General features: G+C 67.7%; 2 protein-coding genes and 1 pseudogene (1 of these 3 cut by a window edge). All 3 read left to right on the top strand.

The genetic code is table 11. The annotated features are described in order from the left end of the window. Positions 1-11,666 (top strand): annotated as a pseudogene (locus DMX12_RS30290) (non-ribosomal peptide synthase/polyketide synthase); it begins 10,964 nt to the left of the window's first position. After that, positions 11,663-17,296, top strand: coding sequence for a non-ribosomal peptide synthetase (locus DMX12_RS30285; RefSeq protein ID WP_110677518.1), 5,634 nt, complete (start codon positions 11,663-11,665; stop codon positions 17,294-17,296). Before DMX12_RS30290 ends, DMX12_RS30285 begins: the two are co-directional and overlap by 4 nt. After that, positions 17,179-20,641 (top strand): condensation domain-containing protein (locus tag DMX12_RS30280; protein ID WP_256598430.1); only part of this gene is annotated, 3,463 nt, incomplete at its 3' end. The genes DMX12_RS30285 and DMX12_RS30280, both read left to right, overlap by 118 nt.

The raw sequence follows: 20,641 nt of genomic DNA, 5'->3' as shown, positions 1-20,641 counted from the left end.
GTTGCAGGCCATGGTGCAGGCCCTGGAGCATGAACCGGCACTGGCGTTGCAGCGCTTGCCGGTGCTGCAGGCCGAGGAACGCCAGCGGGTGCTGGCCGGGTTCAATGACACAGCCGTCGCCTACGACCTCGGGCAGACCTTGCACGGCCTGATCGAGGCGCAGGTTCGGCGCACCCCCGAGGCGCTGGCGGTCAGGGCCGAGGAGGGCGAGCTGACCTACGACCAGCTCAACCAGCAGGCCAACTGCCTGGCGCACCACTTGATCGGCTTGGGGGTCAAACCGGACGATCGCGTGGCCATCTGCGTCGAACGCGGCTTGTCGATGGTGGTGGGGTTGCTGGCCATTCTCAAGGCCGGTGGCGCTTATGTGCCGGTGGACCCGGATTACCCGGCCGAGCGCGTGCGGCACATGCTCAGCGACAGCGCGCCGGTGGCGGTGCTGGTGCATGCGGCTACCCGGCACGTGCCGGAAGCGGGTCTGCTCATTGATCTGGACCAGCCGAGCTGGGCGGATCAGCCTGTGGTTGACCCGGTTGTAGCAGGGCTGAATGCCCGGCACCTGGCCTACGTGATCTACACCTCCGGTTCGACCGGGCTGCCGAAAGGCGTGATGAACGAGCACGCGGGTGTCGTCAACCGCCTGCTGTGGATGCAGGACGCTTACGGCCTGGATGCGGCCGACGTGGTGCTGCAGAAAACCCCGTTCAGTTTTGACGTGTCGGTGTGGGAATTCCTCTGGCCGTTGCAGACCGGTGCACGGCTGGTCATGGCCCGCCCCGGTGGGCACCGTGACCCCGAATACCTGCGCGAGGTAATCGCCCGCGAGCACGTCACCACCCTGCATTTCGTACCCTCGATGCTCGACGTGTTCCTGTCCTCGACAGCCCCTGTCGCCGGGGCTGCTACGCAGCCCGATCACAACGCAATGCCGCGCCTACCCTACGGGGAAGCAGTGCCTGATGATCAATATTCCGAGCCTTCCCAGCCCTCGAAGACGAACGAGGCCCCTGTAGGAGCGGCCTCGTGTCGCGAAAGGGCCGCACAGCGGCCCCAGGATTTCCAAACCGACATCATTACCGCCGGGACAGCCGCGCAGCCCGATCACAACACAATGCCGCGCCTACCCTTGATACGTGTGATCTGCTCGGGTGAGGCGTTGCCGGGGAATCTGGTACGGCGTTTCCACGCTCAGCTGCCAACCGTCGAGCTGCACAACCTCTACGGCCCGACCGAAGCCGCGGTGGATGTCAGCGCCTGGCACTGCACCACCTCCCCGGACAACACCCCGATCGGCAAACCCATCGCCAACACCACCCTGTACATCCTCGACGACCAGCAGCAACCGGTGCCCCAGGGGGTAGCCGGCGAGCTCTACATCGGCGGCGTGCAGGTGGCCCGGGGTTACCTCAACCGTGCCGAACTCACCGCCGAGCGCTTCATCGACGACCCGTTCGTACCCGGCGCACGCCTGTACCGCACCGGTGACCTGGCACGCCACCTGCCCGACGGCAACATCGAATACCTCGGCCGCAACGACGACCAGGTCAAACTGCGTGGCCTGCGCATCGAACTGGGTGAAATCCAGGCCGGCCTCACGGCCATCGAAGGCGTCAAGGAGGCGGTGGTGCTGGCCCATGACCAGCGCCTGGTTGCCTACTACACTGGCGACGCACAACCGGTGGACACCCTGCGCAGCGCATTGCTCACCCATCTGCCCGAATTCATGGTGCCGGCACAGTTCATGCACCTGCAGGCTCTGCCGCTGAGCCCCAACGGCAAGCTCGACCGCAAGGCTCTGCCAGCCCCCGGCCCCCTCCAGGACCGCCCGTTCGAGGCCCCGCAAGGCGACACCGAACACCTGCTGGCGGCCCTGTGGGCCGAGCTGCTGGGCGTAGAGCGGGTAGGGCGGCATGACAACTTCTTCGAACTGGGCGGGCACTCGCTGTTGGCCGTCAGCCTGACCGCGCGCCTGCGTGCCCAAGGCCTGTACGCCGATATCCGCGTGTTGTTCGGCCAACCCACCCTGGCTGCGCTCGCCGCGGCGCTGGGCGCTGACACACGCGTGGCGGTGCCGGCCAACCGTATTGTCCGGGGGACCACGGCGATCACCCCGGCCATGCTGCCGCTGGCCGACCTGTCGCAGGCGGCCATCGACACCCTGGTCGCGCAGGTGCCCGGCGGTATCCAGAACATTCAGGACATCTACGGCCTGGCGCCGTTGCAGCAGGGCATTCTCTACCACCACCTGGCCAGCGACGGCGCCGACCCGTATGTGTTGCAAGCGCGCTTCGCCTTCCCTGGCCAAGCCGAACTGGACGCTTTTGCCGCCGCCCTCGACCAGGTCATTGCCCGCCACGACATCTTGCGCACCAGCATTCACTGGCAAACCCTGGAAGAACCGGTGCAAGTGGTCTGGCATACGGTGCCGTCGCTTGCCGCCAGCATGCACTGCGCACCCGCCTGCACGGGTATCGGCCTTGGCCAGGCCCCGCTGGTGCGGCTGTTGCCCGAGCAGACCGACACGGGCCTGCAAGCCACGTTGCTGATCCACCACATCATCCTTGACCACGCCGCCGTCGAGCAGTTGGTGGCGGAAATCACGGCTGTGCTGCAGGGCCGCCCGCTCGCCGAGGCCAGCGTGCCTTACCGCAATTATGTGGCCCAGGCGCGCCTGGGCGCCGATCCCCAAGCCGATGAAGCATTGTTCCGCGAACTGCTGGGCGACATCGATGAGCCCACCCTGGTCTACGGCCTGCACGATGCGCACGGTGACACCCGGGACGTACACGACAGCCGCCTGACCGTGGATGCCGCACTGTGCGGGCGCTTGCGCGAGCAGGCGCGGCACTTGGGCGTGAGCGTCGCCAGCCTGATGCACCAGGCCTGGGCGCAAGTACTGGCGCAGTTGTCCGGCCGCGAAGAGGTGGTGTTCGGCACGGTGCTGCTGGGCCGCCTGCAGGGCGGCGAAGGTGCCGAACGGGCGCTGGGCATGTTCATCAACACCTTGCCCCTGCGCGTCAGCGTCGGTGCCGCAGGCACTGCCGAGGGCGTGCGCCTTACCCACCAGCGCCTGGCGCGGCTGCTGGCCCACGAACAGGCGTCGCTGGCCCTGGCCCAGCGCTGCAGCGGCGTGCCGGCGACCCAGGCGCTGTTCACCAGCCTGCTGAACTACCGTCACAGCGCCCCCGCCAAGGTCGAACTGTGCCAGGCATGGCAGGGCATCGAGCAGATCGCCGCCCACGAGCGGAGCAACTACCCACTGGTGGTGAACATCGATGACCTGGGCGAAGGCCTGGTGCTCACCGTGCAGGCGGTGTCGCAGGTAGACGGCGGGCAGGTTTGCCGCCTGCTGGCGACCGCCCTGGCGCAACTGGCCGATGCCTTGCAACAGGCCCCGGCCACGCCGTTGCATACGCTCAGCCAACTAGCGCCCGGCGAACGCGAACTGCTGCTGCAAGGCTTCAACGCCACCCGCCGAGACTACCCGCACGAGCATGCGCTGCACCAACTGGTCGGCACCCATGCCGCCCTCACGCCACAGGCGACCGCCGTGGTGCACGGGCAGCGCGAGTGGTCCTATCAGCAACTGGATGAGCATGCCAACCGCTTGGCTCACCACCTGCTCAGCCTGGGCGTAAACCCAGGTGAGCGGGTGGCACTGTTGCTGCCGCGCAGCTTCGACCTGCTGGCCGCGCAATTGGCCGTGAGCAAATGCGCCGCGGTATTCGTGCCGCTGGACAGCAATGCCCCGGTTGAACGCCAGGCGTTCATGATCCAGGACTGCCAGGCCCGCGTACTGCTGACGCTCGCCAGCCAGGGGCAAACCGGCGGGGCCGTGCGGGTAGAGCTGGACCGCTGCGACCTGTCCGCCTGCCCCCACCATGCACCGGCCCTGGCGGTGAACGCGCAAAGCGCGGCCTACGTCATGTACACCTCGGGCTCTACGGGCACGCCGAAAGGTGTGCTGGTTCCTCACCGGGCGATCGTCAGGCTGGCCATCAACAACGGCTTTGCCGAGTTCAACCGTGACGACCGGGTGGCCTTCGCCTCCAACCCGTCATTCGACGCCAGTACCCTGGAGGTATGGGCGCCGCTGCTCAACGGCGCCTGCGTGGTGGTGATCGACCAGCCGCAGGTGCTGTGCCGCGAGGCCTTGCGCGATGTATTGGTGAGCCAGCAGGTGAGCGTGCTGTGGCTGACCGCAGGCTTGTTCCACCAGTTTGCCGATGCCTTGCTGCCAGCCTTCGCCAAGCTGCGCTACCTGATGGTGGGCGGCGACGTGCTGGACCCGGCAGTGATCGCCCGGGTGCTGCGCGACGGTGCGCCGCAGCACTTGCTCAATGGCTACGGCCCGACCGAGGCCACCACTTTCAGCACCACCCATGAAATAACGGCTGTGGGCCAAGGCAGCATTCCGATCGGCAAGCCCATCGGCAATGGCCGCTGCTACGTGCTCGATGCCCGTCGGCAACCGGTCCCGCTGGGCGCCGTAGGCGAGTTGTATATCGGTGGCGATGGCGTGGCGCTGGGCTACCTCGGCCAGCCCGCGCTGACCGCCGAACGTTTCCTCGATGACCCTTTCAGTGGCCAGGCAGGGGCGCGCATGTACCGCAGCGGCGACCTGGTCAGCTGGCAGGCCGACGGCACGCTGCGCTACCTTGGCCGTGCCGACCAGCAGGTCAAGCTGCGCGGGTTCCGTATCGAACTCGGGGAAATCGAAGCGTGTCTCGGCCAGTGCGAAGGCGTGCGCGACAGCGCCGTGGTCCTGCGTGAAGACGCCCCGGGCGACAAACGCCTGGTGGCTTACTTCACCGCGCACGCGGCAGCGCCGCTGCTCGCCGACTTGCACGGCCGCCTGCAAAGCCTGCTGCCGGACTACATGGTGCCGGCTGCCTACGTGTGCCTGGCCGAGCTGCCATTGACCGCCAACGGCAAGCTTGACCGCCGTGCACTGCCGCTTCCGGGCAGCGACGCCCTGGTGAGCCGGGCTTTCGAGGCCCCGCAAGGGGCTGTGGAAGTTGGCCTGGCCGCCATCTGGGCCGAGGTGCTGAAGGTCGAGCAGGTCGGGCGCCATGACCACTTCTTCGAACTGGGTGGCCATTCGCTGCTGGCGGTAACCCTGGTCGAGCGCATGCGCAAGGCTGGCCTGCTTGCCGATGTGCGTGTCCTGTTCGCCCAGCCGACCCTGGCGGCACTGGCCGCTGCCGTGGGCAGCGGGCGCGAGGTGGACGTACCGGCCAACCGGGTACCGGTCGACGCCCAGGTGATCACCCCGGCGATGCTCAGCTTGATCGAACTGGATCAGGCCAGCATCGACCGTATCGTTGCCAGCGTGCCGGGTGGTGCAGCCAACGTGCAGGAAATCTACCCGCTGGCACCGCTGCAGGAAGGCATTCTTTACCACCACCTCAGCGCCGAGCAGGGCGACCCGTACCTGCTGCAGTCACGCCTGGCGTTCGACAGCCTGGTCGACCTGCAGCGCTGGGCTGGCGCGCTGCAGCAGGTGATCGACCGCCACGACATCCTGCGCACCGCTGTGCTCAGCGAAGGCCTCGAGCAGGCGGTACAAGTGGTTTGGCGCAAGGCCCGCATGGCGGTTACCGTTGTCGAGGGGCTGGGCAGCGAAGCGGTGCTCGATGCCTTGCAGGCACGCTACGATGCCCGCCACCAGTGCCTCGACCTGGCCTGCGCACCTTTGCTACGCCTGGTGTATGCCGCCGACCCGCGCAACCAGCGGGTGGTGGCGATACTGCAGTTCCACCACCTGGCCCTGGACCATACCGCCATGGAGGTCATCGCGGGCGAAATGCAGGCATTGATGGACGGGCAGGGCGCACAACTGCCCGCGCCGGTGCCGTACCGTACGTACGTGGCCCAGGCGCGGTTGGCGGCAGACGATGCCGGCCATGAGGCATTCTTCCGCGAGATGCTGGGTGACCTGGATGAGCCCACCCTGCCGTTCGGCCTGGCCGATGTGCAGGGCGAAGGGCATGCCATCGAAGAGGCCCAACTGCAGCTGGATGCCACCTTGGCCCGCAACCTGCGCGAACAGGCCCGGCGCCTGGGCGTCAGTGTCGCCAGCCTGGCCCACCTGGCCTGGGCGCGGGTACTGGGGGTGCTGGCCAACCGCAGCGACGTGGTCTTCGGCACGGTGCTGATGGGCCGCCTGCAAGGCGGTGCAGGGGCTGACCGGGCACTGGGTGTGTTCATCAACACCTTGCCACTGCGCATCGACCTGTCGACGCCGGTAGTGCAGGCGGTGCGCCTGACCCACCAGCGGCTGTCTGCGCTGCTGCAACACGAGCATGCCTCGCTGGCCCTGGCCCAGCGTTGCAGCGCCGTGGCGGCGTCTTCGCCGCTGTTCAGCGCTTTGTTCAACTACCGCCATAGCAGTGCCGCTGGCCGTGCTGCCGGCAGCCAAGGCGTGCGCCTGCTGGGAGGGGAGGAACGCAGCAACTACCCGCTGACCCTCAGTGTCGACGACCTGGGCGAAGGTTTTGCCTTGAGCGTTCTGGCCCAGCAGGGCGTAGGCGCCGAGCAGGTGGCACGCTGGATGAGCCAGGCACTCGCGCAACTGGCCCAGGCACTGGCGCAAGGCGCAACCGCTGCGGTGAGCACGCTGCCGATTATCGACCAGGCGGCACGCCAGCAGTTGCTGGACACCTTCAATGCAACCCGGCGCGACTACCCGACCGGGCGCACCGTGCATGCCCTGGTCGAAGCCCAGGCCGCACGCACGCCGCAGGCTGCGGCGCTGGTCCAGGGTGGCCGGGTGCTGAGCTATGGCGAGCTGAACCGTAGCGCCAACCGCCTGGCCCATTACCTGATTGCCCAGGGCGTGCAGGTGGGTGACCGGGTTGCCCTTTGCCTGCCGCGCAGCCTGGAGCGCCAGATCGGCTTGCTGGCCGTGCTGAAGGCCGGCGCTGCCTATGTGCCGATCGACCCGACCTACCCGGCCGAGCGGATCGCCTACCTGTTGGCCGACAGCGCGCCTGCGCGGGTGGTGGTCGAGTCTGCGACCCGGGCCTTGGTGGGCGACGCCCCGTGCATCGTGCTGGACAGCGACGCCTGGCAAGGCGCAGCGCAGGGCAACCCGCACGTGGCTGGCCTGGATCACCAGCAACTGGCCTATGTGATCTATACCTCCGGCTCCACCGGCCAGCCCAAGGGGGTGATGGTCGAGCATGCGACGCTGGCCAACCTGGTGCACTGGCACTGCGAGGCCTTTGCCGTGACGGCAGGCAGCCACACCAGCAGCGTGGCCGGGTTCGGCTTCGATGCGCTGGCCTGGGAAATCTGGCCGACGCTGTGCGCAGGGGCGGTGTTGCACCTGCCGCCGCTGCAAGTGGCCAGTGAACACGTGGACGAACTGCTCGACTGGTGGCTGGAACAACCGCTGGCCGTCAGCTTCCTGCCAACGCCGGTCGCCGAACAGGCGCTGCGCCGGGAGCGCCAGCACCCGACCTTGCGTACCTTGCTGGTCGGTGGCGACCGCTTGCGGGCGTTCGAACACGACCCAGGCTTCAGCGTGGTGAACAACTATGGCCCGACCGAAACAACGGTGGTGGCCAGCGCTGGCCGGGTGCTGCCTGGCAGCGTACCGCACATCGGCAAACCCATCGCCAACACCCGTGTCTATGTGCTCGATGAACAGCGCCAGCCGGTGCCGGTGGGCGCGGCCGGTGAGCTGTACATCGGCGGGGCCGGGGTGGCACGCGGTTACTTCAGGCGTGAGGCGCTGAGCGCCGAGCGCTTCCTGGCCGACCCGTTCAGCAGCGAGGCCCATGCGCGCATGTACCGCAGCGGTGACCTGGTGCGCTGGAATGCCGATGGCACCCTGGACTACCTGGGCCGCAACGATGACCAGGTGAAGATCCGCGGTGTGCGGGTCGAGTTGGGCGAAATCGAAAGCGTGCTGGCTGCCCAGCCGGGCGTGATCGATGCCGTGGTGCTGGTGCGCGGTGAGCGCCTGCTGGCCTGGTTCACCGCCAGCGCGCCGGTTGCCCCGGACGCGTTGCGTGAGGCGATGCAGGCGAGCTTGCCGCCACACCTGGTGCCGTTGGCATTCACCCGCCTGGACCATTTGCCGCTGACCCGGCATGGCAAGCTCGACCGCAAGGCCTTGCCAGACCCCGACCCGGCGCTGCTGGCCAGGCAGGAGTACGTGGCACCGCAAGGCGCAGTCGAAAGCGCACTGGCTGCCGTGTGGGCCGAGATGCTGCAGGTCGAGCGGGTGGGGCGGCACGACAACTTCTTCGAGCTGGGTGGCCATTCCCTGTTGGCGGTGAACCTGACGGCACGTTTGCGCCGCCAGGGCCTCCAGGTCGATGTGCGGACCTTGTTCGGCCAACCGAGCATCGCTGCGCTGGCGGCCACCCTGGGCCAGGCACGCGAGGTGGTGGTGCCGGAGAACCTGATCCCTGCCGGCTGCACCCACATCACCCCGGCCATGCTGCCGCTGCTGGCCCTGGAGCAGGGCGCGATCGAGCGTATCGTCGCCCAGGTGCCGGGCGGTGCGGCCAACGTGCAGGACATCTACCCACTGGCGCCGTTGCAGGAAGGTATCCTCTACCACCACCTGAGTGCTGCGGGCCACGACCCATATGTGCTGCAATCACGCTTCGCCTTCGCCAGCCGGGAGCACCTGGCACGCTTTGCCCGCGCACTGGACAACGTCATCGCGCGTCACGACGTGCTGCGTACCGCCATCCTCTGGGACGGCTTGCCCCAGCCGGTGCAAGTGGTGCTGCGCGACGTTGCATCGCTTGTGCCACAAACCCTTGGCAGCGATGCTGCAGCGGGCCGACCGGTCTCTGCGGCTCTGGACCTGCGCCAGGCCCCGCTGCTGCGCCTGCTGTACACCGATGCGGACGGCCCGATCGAAGCGACCCTGCAGTTCCACCATATCGTGCTCGACCATACCGCCATGGAAGTGGTGGCCGAGGAGCTGATCGGCTTCTTGCAGGGCAACGACGAACCTGCACACGCCCCCGTGCCTTACCGCAACTATGTGGCCCAGGCACGCCTTGGACTCAGCCAGGATGCGCACGAAGCGTTCTTCCGTGAGCAACTGGCGGCGATCGACGAGCCGACCCTGCCGTTCGGCCTGAGCGATGTCCAAGGCGATGGCCGCGACATCGAAGAAGCGCAGCTGTGGCTGGATGACAGCCTGGGGCAACGGCTACGGGTGCAGGCGCGGCAACTGGGCATCAGCGTCGCCAGCCTGTTCCACCTGGCGTGGGCGCGCCTGCTGGGCGCCGCCAGCGGCCAACCGCGCGTGGTGTTCGGCACGGTGCTGCTAGGCCGCCTGCAAGGCGGCGAAGGCGCCGAGCGTGCGCTGGGCATGTTCATCAACACCTTGCCGTTGCGCATCGACCTGGCCGGCGTCAGCCTGCGCGAGGCGGCTCATGCTACCCACCAGTCCCTCAGCGCGCTGCTGGCCCACGAGCACGCCCCGCTGGCATTGGCGCAACGCTGCAGCGGCGTGGCGGCGCCGCAGCCATTGTTCAGCGCAATGCTCAACTACCGGCACAGCAGCCAGGCCACCGCCAGTCAGAAGCAGGCGACAGCAGGGATGGAAAGCCTGGAAAGCCAGGAGCGCAGCAACTACCCGCTGGGCCTGAACGTGGACGACACCGGGGGTGGTTTCCGCCTGGTGGCCATGACCACTGCCGGCGTCGGCGCTGCGCGCATCTGCGGGCAAATGGAGCAGGTGTTGCAGGCCATGGTGCAGGCCCTGGAGCATGAACCGGCGCTGGCGTTGCAGCGCTTGCCGGTGTTGCAGGCCGAGGAACGCGAGCGGGTGCTGGCCGGGTTCAACGACACGGCCGTCGCCTACGACCTCGGGCAGACCTTGCACGGGCCTGATCGAGGCGCAGGTTCGGCGCACCCCCGAGGCGGTGGCGGTCAGGGCCGAGGAGGGCGAGCTGAGCTACGGCCAGCTCAACCAGCAGGCCAACCGCCTGGCGCACCACTTGATCGGCTTGGGGGTGAAACCGGACGATCGCGTGGCCATCTGCGTCGAACGCGGCCTGTCGATGGTGGTGGGGCTGCTGGCCATTCTCAAGGCCGGTGGCGCTTATGTGCCGGTGGACCCGGACTACCCGGCCGAGCGCGTACGGCACATGCTGACCGACAGCGCGCCGGTGGCGGTGCTGGTGCATGCGGCTACCCGGCACGTGCCGGAGGCGGGTCTGCTCATTGATCTGGACCAGCCGAGCTGGGCTTCTTTGCCGGCGGCCAACCCTGTGGTGGCAGGGCTGAATGCCCGGCACCTGGCCTACGTGATCTACACCTCCGGTTCGACCGGGCTACCGAAAGGCGTGATGAACGAGCACGCGGGTGTCGTCAACCGCCTGCTGTGGATGCAGGACGCTTACGGCCTGGGTGCGGCCGACGTGGTGCTGCAGAAAACCCCGTTCAGCTTTGACGTGTCGGTGTGGGAGTTCCTCTGGCCGTTGCAGACCGGCGCACGGCTGGTGATGGCCCGCCCCGGTGGGCACCGTGACCCCGAATACCTGCGCGAGGTAATCGCCCGCGAGCACGTCACCACCCTGCATTTCGTTCCCTCGATGCTCGACGTGTTCCTGTCCTCGACAGCCCCTGTGGGAGCGGCCTCGTGTCGCGAAAGGGCCGCACAGCGGCCCCAGGATTCCCAAGCCGACACCATTACCGCCGGGGCAGCCGCGCAGCCCGATCACAACACAATGCCGCGCCTACCCTTGGTACGTGTGATCTGCTCGGGTGAAGCCTTGCCGGGGAATCTGGTACGGCGCTTCCACGCTCAGCTGCCAACCGTCGAGCTGCACAACCTCTACGGCCCGACCGAAGCCGCGGTGGATGTCAGCGCCTGGCACTGCACCACTGCCCCGGACAACACCCCGATCGGCAAACCCATCGCCAACACCACCCTGTACATCCTCGACGACCAGCAGCAACCGGTCCCCCAGGGGGTAGCCGGCGAGCTGTACATCGGCGGCGTGCAAGTGGCCCGGGGTTACCTCAACCGCGCCGAACTCACCGCCGAGCGCTTCATCGACGACCCGTTCGTACCCGGCGCACGCCTGTACCGCACCGGTGACCTGGCGCGTCACCTGCCGGACGGCAACATCGAATACCTGGGCCGTAACGACGACCAGGTCAAACTGCGTGGCCTGCGCATCGAACTGGGTGAAATCCAGGCCGGCCTCACGGCCATCGAGGGCGTCAAGGAGGCTGTCGTGCTCGCCCATGAACAACGCCTGGTGGCTTACTACACCGGCGCCCTGCACAGCACGGATACCCTGCGCACGGCGCTGCTCGCGCAGTTGCCGGAATTCATGGTGCCGGCGCTGTTCATGCACCTGGACGCCCTGCCGCTGAGCCCCAACGGCAAGCTCGACCGCAAGGCCTTGCCTGCACCCGGTGCCATCGAAGACCGCCCCTACGCGGCCCCCGAAGGCGACACCGAAACCCTACTGGCGGCCCTGTGGTGCGAACTGCTCGGCCTGGAGCAGGTGGGGCGGCATGACAACTTCTTCGAACTGGGCGGCCACTCGCTGCTGGCCGTGACATTGACGTCACGGCTACGCGAGCAAGGCCTGGAGGCCGATGTGCGCGCCTTGTTCGACCAACCGACCCTGGCCGGCTACGCAGCCATCACAGACAGCATGGAGATCGTCCTGTGAGCATCAACCAATTACTGGCAACACTGACCGCGCAGAATGTGCAGCTGGCACTCAAGGATGGCCAACTGGTGGTCCAGGGCAACCGCCAGGCGCTGACCGACAGCACCCTGGTGGCGCAACTGCGTGCGCACAAACCCACCCTTGTCGGCATGCTCGAGCGAGGGGAGTACGTGGCGGTCAAGCAGGGCGCGGTACAGGTGCCGGGCAACCTCATTGCGCCAGGCTGCACGCACATCACCCCGCAATTGCTCAACCTGGTCACGCTCGACCAGGCCAGCCTGGACAGCGTGGTCAGCGCAATACCGGGGGGCGCGGCCAACGTGCAGGACATCTACCCACTGGCGCCGTTGCAACAAGGCATGCTCTTTCACCACGCCAGTGCCAGCGAGCATGACCCGTACGTGATGCAGGCACGCTTCGTGTTCGCCAGCGAGGCGCGCCTGCAGGCATTCGCCGACGCCTTGAACGGGGTGATCGCCCGCCACGATATCCTGCGCACCTCGGTGCACTGGCAAGGGTTGCAAGCGCCGGTGCAGGTGGTATGGCGCAAGGCCGAACTGACGGTTCTGACGCTGCCCGTCAATGCCCCGAAGCGGAACTGGCTCGACCTGACCCAGGCGCCGCTGATGCGCTTGCTGCGTGACGCGCCACAGGCCGACGGGCGGCTGACTGCGACCTTGCAGTTCCACCATATCGCCATGGACCACAGTGCCCTGGAGGTGGTGCGCCACGAGCTGATTGCGTTTCTCAGCGGCGCCGAGGCGCAACTGGGCGCACCGGTGCCGTTTCGCAACTATGTTGCGCAGGCGGTGCTGGGGATCAGCGAAGCCGGGCACGAAGCATTTTTCCGCGACATGCTTGGCAGTGTCGACGAAGCCACCCTGGCGTATGGCTTGCAGGACGTGCAGGGCACTGGCGAGGTGCATGCCGAGTACCAGCTCGACCTGCCATTGGCACTGTGCCAGGGCTTGCGCGCCCAGGCCCGCAGCCTGGGGGTAAGCGTCGCCAGCCTGTTCCACCTGGCCTGGGGCCGGGTACTGGGGGGCCTTACCGGGCGTGAGCAGGTGGTGTTCGGCACAGTGCTGATGGGCCGCCTGCAGGGCGCCGAGGCTACCGACCGAGCGCTGGGGATCTTCATCAATACCTTGCCACTGCGGGTTGACCTGGACAGCGCCGACCTGGGCAGCGCGGTGCGCGCCACCCACCAGCGCCTGAGCGCGCTGATGCGCCATGAACATGCGCCCCTGGCCTTGGCCCAACGCTGCAGCGGCGTGGCCGCACCGGCGCCGTTGTTCAATGCGTTGCTGAACTACCGCCACAGCGCGCCAGGCAGCAGCGAGCCACGCCGTGCCGCCTTGACCGGCATCGATATCATCGAGTCGGCCGAGGCAACCAACTACCCGCTGACGCTGAGCGTGGACGACCTGGGCGAGGCGTTTCGCCTGACCTTGCTGGCCAGCCCGCAAGTGCCGGCCCAGCGCGTGTGTGCCTATGTCCAGCAAACGCTGGAAAGCCTGCTGCAAACCCCACACCTGGCGGTGAACCGGCTGGCCATGCTGCCCCCCGCTGAGCGCGAAACGCTGCTCGAAGGCTTCAACGCTTGCGCCACCCACCACGCGCAGCACCTGACCCTGCACCAACGTATCGAGCAACAGGTTGCCCGTTGCCCAGAGGCCATCGCTGCAACGAGTGGCGGCGCCCAACTGAGCTACGGCGAACTCAACCGCCGCGCCAATGCCTTGGCCCACCACCTGATCAGCCTGGGTGTGCGCCCGGACGACCGGGTGGCCGTGGTGGCCCGGCGCGGGCTGGACACGCTGGTCGGCCTGCTGGCCGTGCTCAAGGCCGGCGCAGGTTACGTGCCGGTAGACCCGGCGCACCCCGACGAGCGCATCGGCTACCTGCTGGCAGACAGCAGCCCCGCGGTGGTACTGACGCAACGGGCGTTGAGCCATCGCCTTGGTAAAACCGGCGTACCGCTGCTGTTACTGGACCAGCCGGACTGGCCTGCCAGCGACGCCAACCCGGTCGTGCCCGGGCTTGCTGCGCAGCACCTGGCCTATGTGATCTACACCTCCGGCTCGACCGGGCAGCCCAAGGGCGTGATGGTTGAACACCGCAGCGTCAGCAACCTGGTCGACTGGCACTGCCGTGCTTTCGAACTGTGCCAGGGGCGGCACACCTCCAGCCTGGCCGGCTTTGGCTTCGATGCCATGGCCTGGGAAGTGTGGCCGGCATTGTGCGCCGGGGCCACGCTGCACCTGGCGCCGACCACCGAGGGCCACGACGACCTCGACGCCATGCTCGCCTGGTGGCAGGCGCAGCCGCTGGACGTCAGTTTCCTGCCCACACCGGTGGCTGAATATGCCTTCAACCATCACCTGGAACATCCGACCTTGCGCACCCTGCTGATTGGTGGCGACCGCTTGCGCCAGTTCAATCGCACCCAGCGCTTTGCCGTGGTCAACAACTACGGGCCGACCGAGGCCACGGTGGTGGCCAGTTCCGGGGCGCTGGAGGCAGGCGGTGCGCTGCATATCGGCAAGCCGGTGGACAATGCGCGGCTGTACGTGCTCGACGCGCATATGCAACCGGTCGCCCTGGGCGTGCCGGGCGAGCTGTACATCGGGGGTGTCGGGGTTGCCCGGGGCTACTGGAACCGCCCGCAGTTGACCGCCGAGCGGTTCTGCGACGATCCGTTCGTGGCGGGCGGGCGCCTGTACCGCACCGGCGACCTGGTGCGCTGGCTGCCGGACGGCACGCTCGACTACCTGGGGCGTAACGATGACCAGGTGAAGATCCGCGGCGTACGCATCGAGCTGGGCGAAATTGAAAGCCGCCTGGCAGCCTTGGCCGGCATCGCCGAAGCGGTGGTGATCGCGCGTGAGGATGAACCCGGGCACCCGCAGCTGGTGGCGTATTTCACCGCCAGTCCCGACGTACAACCCCTTAGCCCGGAAGGCCTGCGCGGCCAGCTGCAGGCACACCTGCCGGCCTACATGGTGCCGGTGGCGTTCGTCGAGCTGCCGGTATTGCCACTGACGGCCAATGGCAAGCTCGACCGCCGGGCGTTGCCGCGCCCTGGGCGTGCTGCACTGTTCGAACAGGCTTACGCGCCGCCGCAGGGTGAGCTGGAGTTGGCCCTGGCACAGATCTGGGCGGAACTGCTGCAGGTCGAGCGCGTGGGGCGCGACGACCATTTCTTCAGCCTGGGTGGCCATTCGCTGCTGGCCATGCGCATGGTGTCGCAGGTGCGCGTGCGCCTGGGCGTGGAACTGAGCCTGGCTGAGCTGTTCGCCAACCCGCAGCTGGCCGCGGTAGCCCAGGTGCTGGCCGGGGCCGTTGGCACTGCGCTGCCGGCGATCGTGCCGGTGCCGCACGGGCAGCCGCTGCCGATGTCGTTTGCCCAGCAGCGGCTGTGGTTCCTGGCGCAGATGGAGGGCGGCAACCAGGCCTACAACGTGCCGTTGGCCCTGGGCTTGCGCGGGCCATTGGATAGCGCTGCGCTGGAGGGTGCGCTGTTGCGCATCATCGAGCGCCACCAGACGTTGCGCAGCCGCTTCGTGGCGCGTGATGACAGCGCCGAGGTGGTGATTGCCGCCACTGCGGGCGACGGCTGGTTCAGCTGTGAAACGCTGGCCGCTGAAGCGTTGCCAGGCCGCTTGCAGGAACTGGCGGCAGCGCCGTTCGACCTGGCCCACGGGCCGTTGCTTCGTGCCCACGTGCTGAGCTTGGGCGCGCAGCACCATGTGCTGGCACTGACCGTGCACCACATCGTCGCCGATGGCTGGTCGCTGGGGGTGCTGACCCATGAACTGAGCGTGCAGTACGCAGCCGTGTGCAACGGTCGCGATGACCCGCTGCCGCCGTTGGCCATCCAGTACACAGACTACGCGGTATGGCAGCGCCGCTGGCTGGCCGGCGAGCAGCTGCAACGCCAGGCGGCCTTCTGGCAACAGAGCCTCGAAGGTGCCCCCGAGCTGCTCAAGCTGCCTGCTGACCGGCCACGGCCGCCGCGCCAGGACTTTGCCGGTGCAAGCCTGCCGGTGCGGTTCGAGCCACGCTTGACCGCCGCCCTGCGCGGGCTGGCCCGGCGCCATGGGGTGACGCTGTACATGACCGTGCTCGGTGCCTGGGCGGCCCTGCTCGGCCGCCTGGCAGGCCAGCCCGAAGTGGTGGTGGGCTGCCCGGTGGCAGGGCGCGGCCGGGCCGAGCTGGAGCCGCTGGCCGGGTTGTTCGTCAACACGCTGGCCATGCGCATCGACAGCAGCGCAGCGGGCACCGCGCAGGCGCTGTTGCAGCAGGTGCGCGAGCGCGTGTTGCAAGCCCAGGCCCACCAGGACCTGCCGTTCGAGCACGTGGTGGAAATGCTTCGCCCGGCGCGCAGCCTTGCGCACACGCCGCTGTTCCAGGTCAGCCTGAACTGGCAGGCCACCCAAGGGGCAGCCTTGCACCTGCAAGGCCTGCAACTGGAGGCCGTGCCCCAGGCCGCGGCAGTGGCCAAGTTCGACCTCACGCTCAACCTGGGCGAGCAGGGCGATACCTTGGCCGGCAGCCTCGATTACGCAACGGCACTGTTCGACGCCGCCACCGTGCAGCGCTACCTGGGCTACTTCGAGCGCCTGCTGTGGGCCATGGCCGATGATGACCAGCAAGCCCTGGCCCAAGTGGAGCTGATCGACGAGGCTCAGCGCCAGGAGCTGATGCACGCGCGCAACGCCACCCATTACGCCTACCCGCGTGACGTTGCCGTGCACCACCTGTTCGAACAGCGCGTGGCCCTTCACCCGCTGGCTGTGGCGGCGGTGCAGGGCGAGCAGACCCTTTGCTATGGCGCGCTCAACGAGCGCGCCAACCGCCTGGCCCACTACCTGATCGGCAGCGGGGTAAAACCTGGCGCTTGCGTGGCCATCCTGTTGCCGCGCTCGCTGTCACTGCTGGTGGCGCAACTGGCCGTGCTGAAGTGCGGTGCCGTCTACGTGCCGCTCGACCTGCATGCCCCTGCCGAGCGTCAGCTGTTCATGCTCGAGGACTGCCAGGCAGCATTGCTGCTCACGGCTACCGACATCGCCTCCGACCTGCCGGTGCCTCGCCTGGAACTCGACCGCCTGGCGCTCGACCACCAACCCGGCACCAACCCTGCAGCGGTGCAGGCTGGCGGCAGCACCGCGTATGTGATGTACACCTCCGGCACTACCGGCACACCCAAAGGCGTGTGTGTGCCGCACCGGGGCATCGCGCGCCTGGTATTGAACAACGGCTATGTCGAGCTGCTGGCCAGCGACCGTTTCGCTTTTGTCTCCAACCCCGCATTCGACGCCAGCACCTTCGAGGTCTGGGGCGCGCTACTGAACGGGGGCCAGGTGCGCGTGATCGACCATGCGACGCTCATCGACCCCGCGCGTTTTGCCACGGCGCTGCTGGAGCAGCAAGTCAGCGTGCTGTTCCTGACCACTGCGCTGTTCAACCAGTATGTGCAGTGGGTTCCAGCGGCGCTGGCCGGCTGCGCGTGTTGCTGTGCGGTGGCGAACGTGCCGAGCCGGCAGCGTTCCGGGCCTTGCTGCAACAGGCCCCCCGCTTGCGGTTGTTCAACGCCTACGGGCCGACCGAAACCACCACCTTTGCGGTGACTTGCGAGGTAAGCGAGTTGGCGGAGGACGCCGCCCAGGTACCCATTGGCCGGCCTATCGGCAATACCCAGGTGTATGTGCTGGATGCCTGGCAACGGCTGGTGCCGGAAGGTGTGGTGGGGGAACTGTACATTGGTGGCGATGGCGTGGCGCTGGGCTACCTGAACCGTGCCGAGCTGACGGCCCAACGTTTCATCGACGACCCCTTCAGCAACCAGGCGGGTGCGCGCTTGTACCGTACCGGCGACCTGGTGCGCTGGCGCGGCGACGACCAACTGGAGTACCAGGGGCGCAACGACGACCAGGTGAAGATCCGCGGTTTTCGCATCGAGCTGGGCGAGATCGAGCAGCAGCTGGCCCTGGCCCCGGGCATCGGCGAAGTCGTGGTGATGGCCATTGCCGATGCGTCCGGGCCGTTGCGCCTGGTGGTCTGGTACACCCGCCAGGCTGCCAGCCTGGACGCCCTGCAACTGCGTGGCTACCTGCGCGGCCGGTTGCCGGAATACATGGTGCCATCGGCGTTCGTCGCCTTGGCACGGCTACCGTTGAACGCTAATGGCAAGGTCGACCGCCGGGCCTTGCCGGCACCGGGGCCGCAGGACTTTGCGGTGGCTGCCTTCGAGGCCCCCGAAGGCGAGCGCGAGCAGGCCTTGGCAGCGCTGTGGTCCGAGTTGCTGGAAGTACAGCCGATCGGCCGCCAGGACCGCTTTTTCGAGCTGGGCGGCCATTCGCTGCTGGCCATGCGCATGCTCGCGCAAGTGCGCCAACGGCTCGGCCGTGAGCTGGCACTGGCCGACCTGTTTGCCGACGACAGCCTGGCAGCGGTGGCCACCTGCCTCACGCGCGAGGGCCAGGCGTTGCCGGCCATCACGCCGGCGCCCCGCACAGGCCGGCTGCCGCTGTCGTTCGCGCAACAGCGCCTGTGGTTCCTGGCACAGTTGCAGGAAGCCAGTGCGGCCTATCACATCCCCATCGCCCTGCGCCTGCAGGGCCCGCTGCAGCGAGCCGCACTGGAACGCACGCTGCACCGGCTGATCGAGCGGCACGAAAGCCTGCGTTGCCATTTTGTCGCTGAGGATGGCGAGCCCCATGTGCGCCTGGCCAGTGACAGCCGCGGTTTCAGCCTGGGTTGGCAGGACTGCCCAGGCCTTGAGCCGGTGGCGTTGGCCGCGTTGCTGCGCGAAGACGCCAGCCAGGCCTTTGCCTTGGCCCATGACTTGCCCATCCGCGGGCGGCTGTTGCGCCTGGGCCAGGACCACCATGTGCTGCTGCTGACGCTGCACCACCTGGTCGCCGATGGCTGGTCGCTGGGGGTACTGGTCAGGGAGCTGGGTGCACTGTATCAGGCCTTCAGCACCGGGCAGCCTGACCCACTGCCTGCCTTGCCGGTGCAATACCTGGACTATGCCGTGTGGCAGCGCCAGTGGTTGAGTGGCACAGCCTTGCAACAGCAGGCGGACTATTGGGCCGCCCAGTTGGGCGGCGCCCCCGTCCTTGTCAGCCTGCCTTGGGACCGACCCCGCCCGGAGCGGCAGCAGTATGCCGGCGACAGTGTCGAACTGAGCCTGGATCCGCGTTTGAGCAGCGAGCTCAAAGCCCTGTGCCGGCGCCACGCGGTCACGCCATACATGCTGTTCTTGGCGGCTTGGGGGGTGCTGTTGGCGCGCCTGGCCGGCCAAGACGAAGTCGTGATCGGCTCGCCGGTCGCCAACCGCCAGCAAGCGGAGGTGGATGGGCTGATCGGCATGTTCGTCAATACCCTGGCGCTGCGCCTGGATGTGTCGGGCGCGCCGGATGTGGCGACGTTGCTGGCGCGGGTCAAAGCGGTCGTACTGGCCGGCCAGGCGCACCAGGACCTGCCGTTCGAGCAAGTGGTCGAACGGCTGCGGCCGCGCCGTAGCCTGTCGCATACGCCGGTGTACCAGGTGTCGCTGGATTGGGATGGCAACCCAGGCCGCGAGGCGCTGCAGTTGGCAGACCTGGCGGTGACTGCACTGGGCGGCCCGGCCAGCGTTGCCAAGGTCGACCTGAGCTTGAGCCTGGGCGAGCGCGGCGACGGTTTTGCAGGCGGCATCGTGTACGCCACGGCGCTGTTCGAGCGGGCCACCGTTGCGCGGTTCGCGGGCTATTTCGAGCAACTGCTGTGGGCTTTCGTGGCCAGCGACCGGGCCATTGCGGCGCACGCCCCGCTGCTGGATGCGCACGAGCGCAAGCGCTTGCTGTTGGACTTCAACGACACAGCCGTCGCCTACGACCTCGGGCAGACGTTGCACGGCCTGATCGAGGCGCAGGTCCGGCGCACCCCCGAGGCGCTGGCGGTCAGGGCCGAGGAGGGCGAGCTGACCTACGACCAGCTCAACCAGCAGGCCAACTGCCTGGCGCACCACTTGATCGGCTTGGGGGTCAAACCGGACGATCGCGTGGCCATCTGCGTCGAACGCGGCTTGTCGATGGTGGTGGGGTTGCTGGCCATTCTCAAGGCCGGTGGCGCTTATGTGCCGGTGGACCCGGACTACCCGGCCGAGCGCGTGCGGCACATGCTGACCGACAGCGCGCCGGTGGCGGTGCTGGTGCATGCGGCTACCCGGCACGTGCCGGAGGCGGGTCTGCTCATCGATCTGGACCAGCCGAGCTGGGCTTCTTTGCCGGCGACGAACCCTGTGGTGGCAGGGCTGAATGCCCGGCACCTGGCCTACGTGATCTACACCTCCGGTTCGACCGGGCTACCGAAAGGCGTGATGAACGAGCATGCCGGGGTGGTCAACCGCCTGCTGTGGATGCAAGACGCTTACGGCCTGGATGCGGCCGACGTGGTGCTGCAGAAAACCCCATTCAGCTTTGACGTATCGGTGTGGGAGTTCCTCTGGCCGTTGCAGACCGGTGCACGGCTGGTCATGGCCCGCCCCGGTGGGCACCGAGACCCCGAATACCTGCGCGAGGTAATCGCCCGCGAGCACGTCACCACCCTGCATTTCGTTCCCTCGATGCTCGACGTGTTCCTGTCCTCGACAGCCCCTGTCGCCGGGGCTGCTGCGCAGCCCGATCGCGACGCAAGGCCGCTCCTACCGTACGGGGAAGCAGCGCTTGATGATCAATATTCCGAGCCTTCCCAGCCCTCTAACACGAACGAGGCCCCTGTAGGAGCGGCCTCGTGTCGCGAAAGGGCCGCACAGCGGCCCCAGGATTTCCAAGCAGACATCATTACCGCCAGGGCTGCTGCGCAGCCCGATCGCGACGCAAGGCCGCTCCTACCGTGCGGGGAAGCAGTGCCTGATAATCAATATTCCGAGCCTTCCCAGTCCTCGAACACGAACAAGGCCCCTGTAGGAGCGGCCTCGTGTCGCG

This window comes from Pseudomonas sp. MB-090624 (genome assembly GCF_003205245.1).
In the GTDB taxonomy this organism is placed as follows: domain Bacteria; phylum Pseudomonadota; class Gammaproteobacteria; order Pseudomonadales; family Pseudomonadaceae; genus Aquipseudomonas; species Aquipseudomonas juntendi.
Note: the sequence above shows the minus strand (reverse complement) of the source record. Positions and strands in the feature narration are given on the sequence as shown.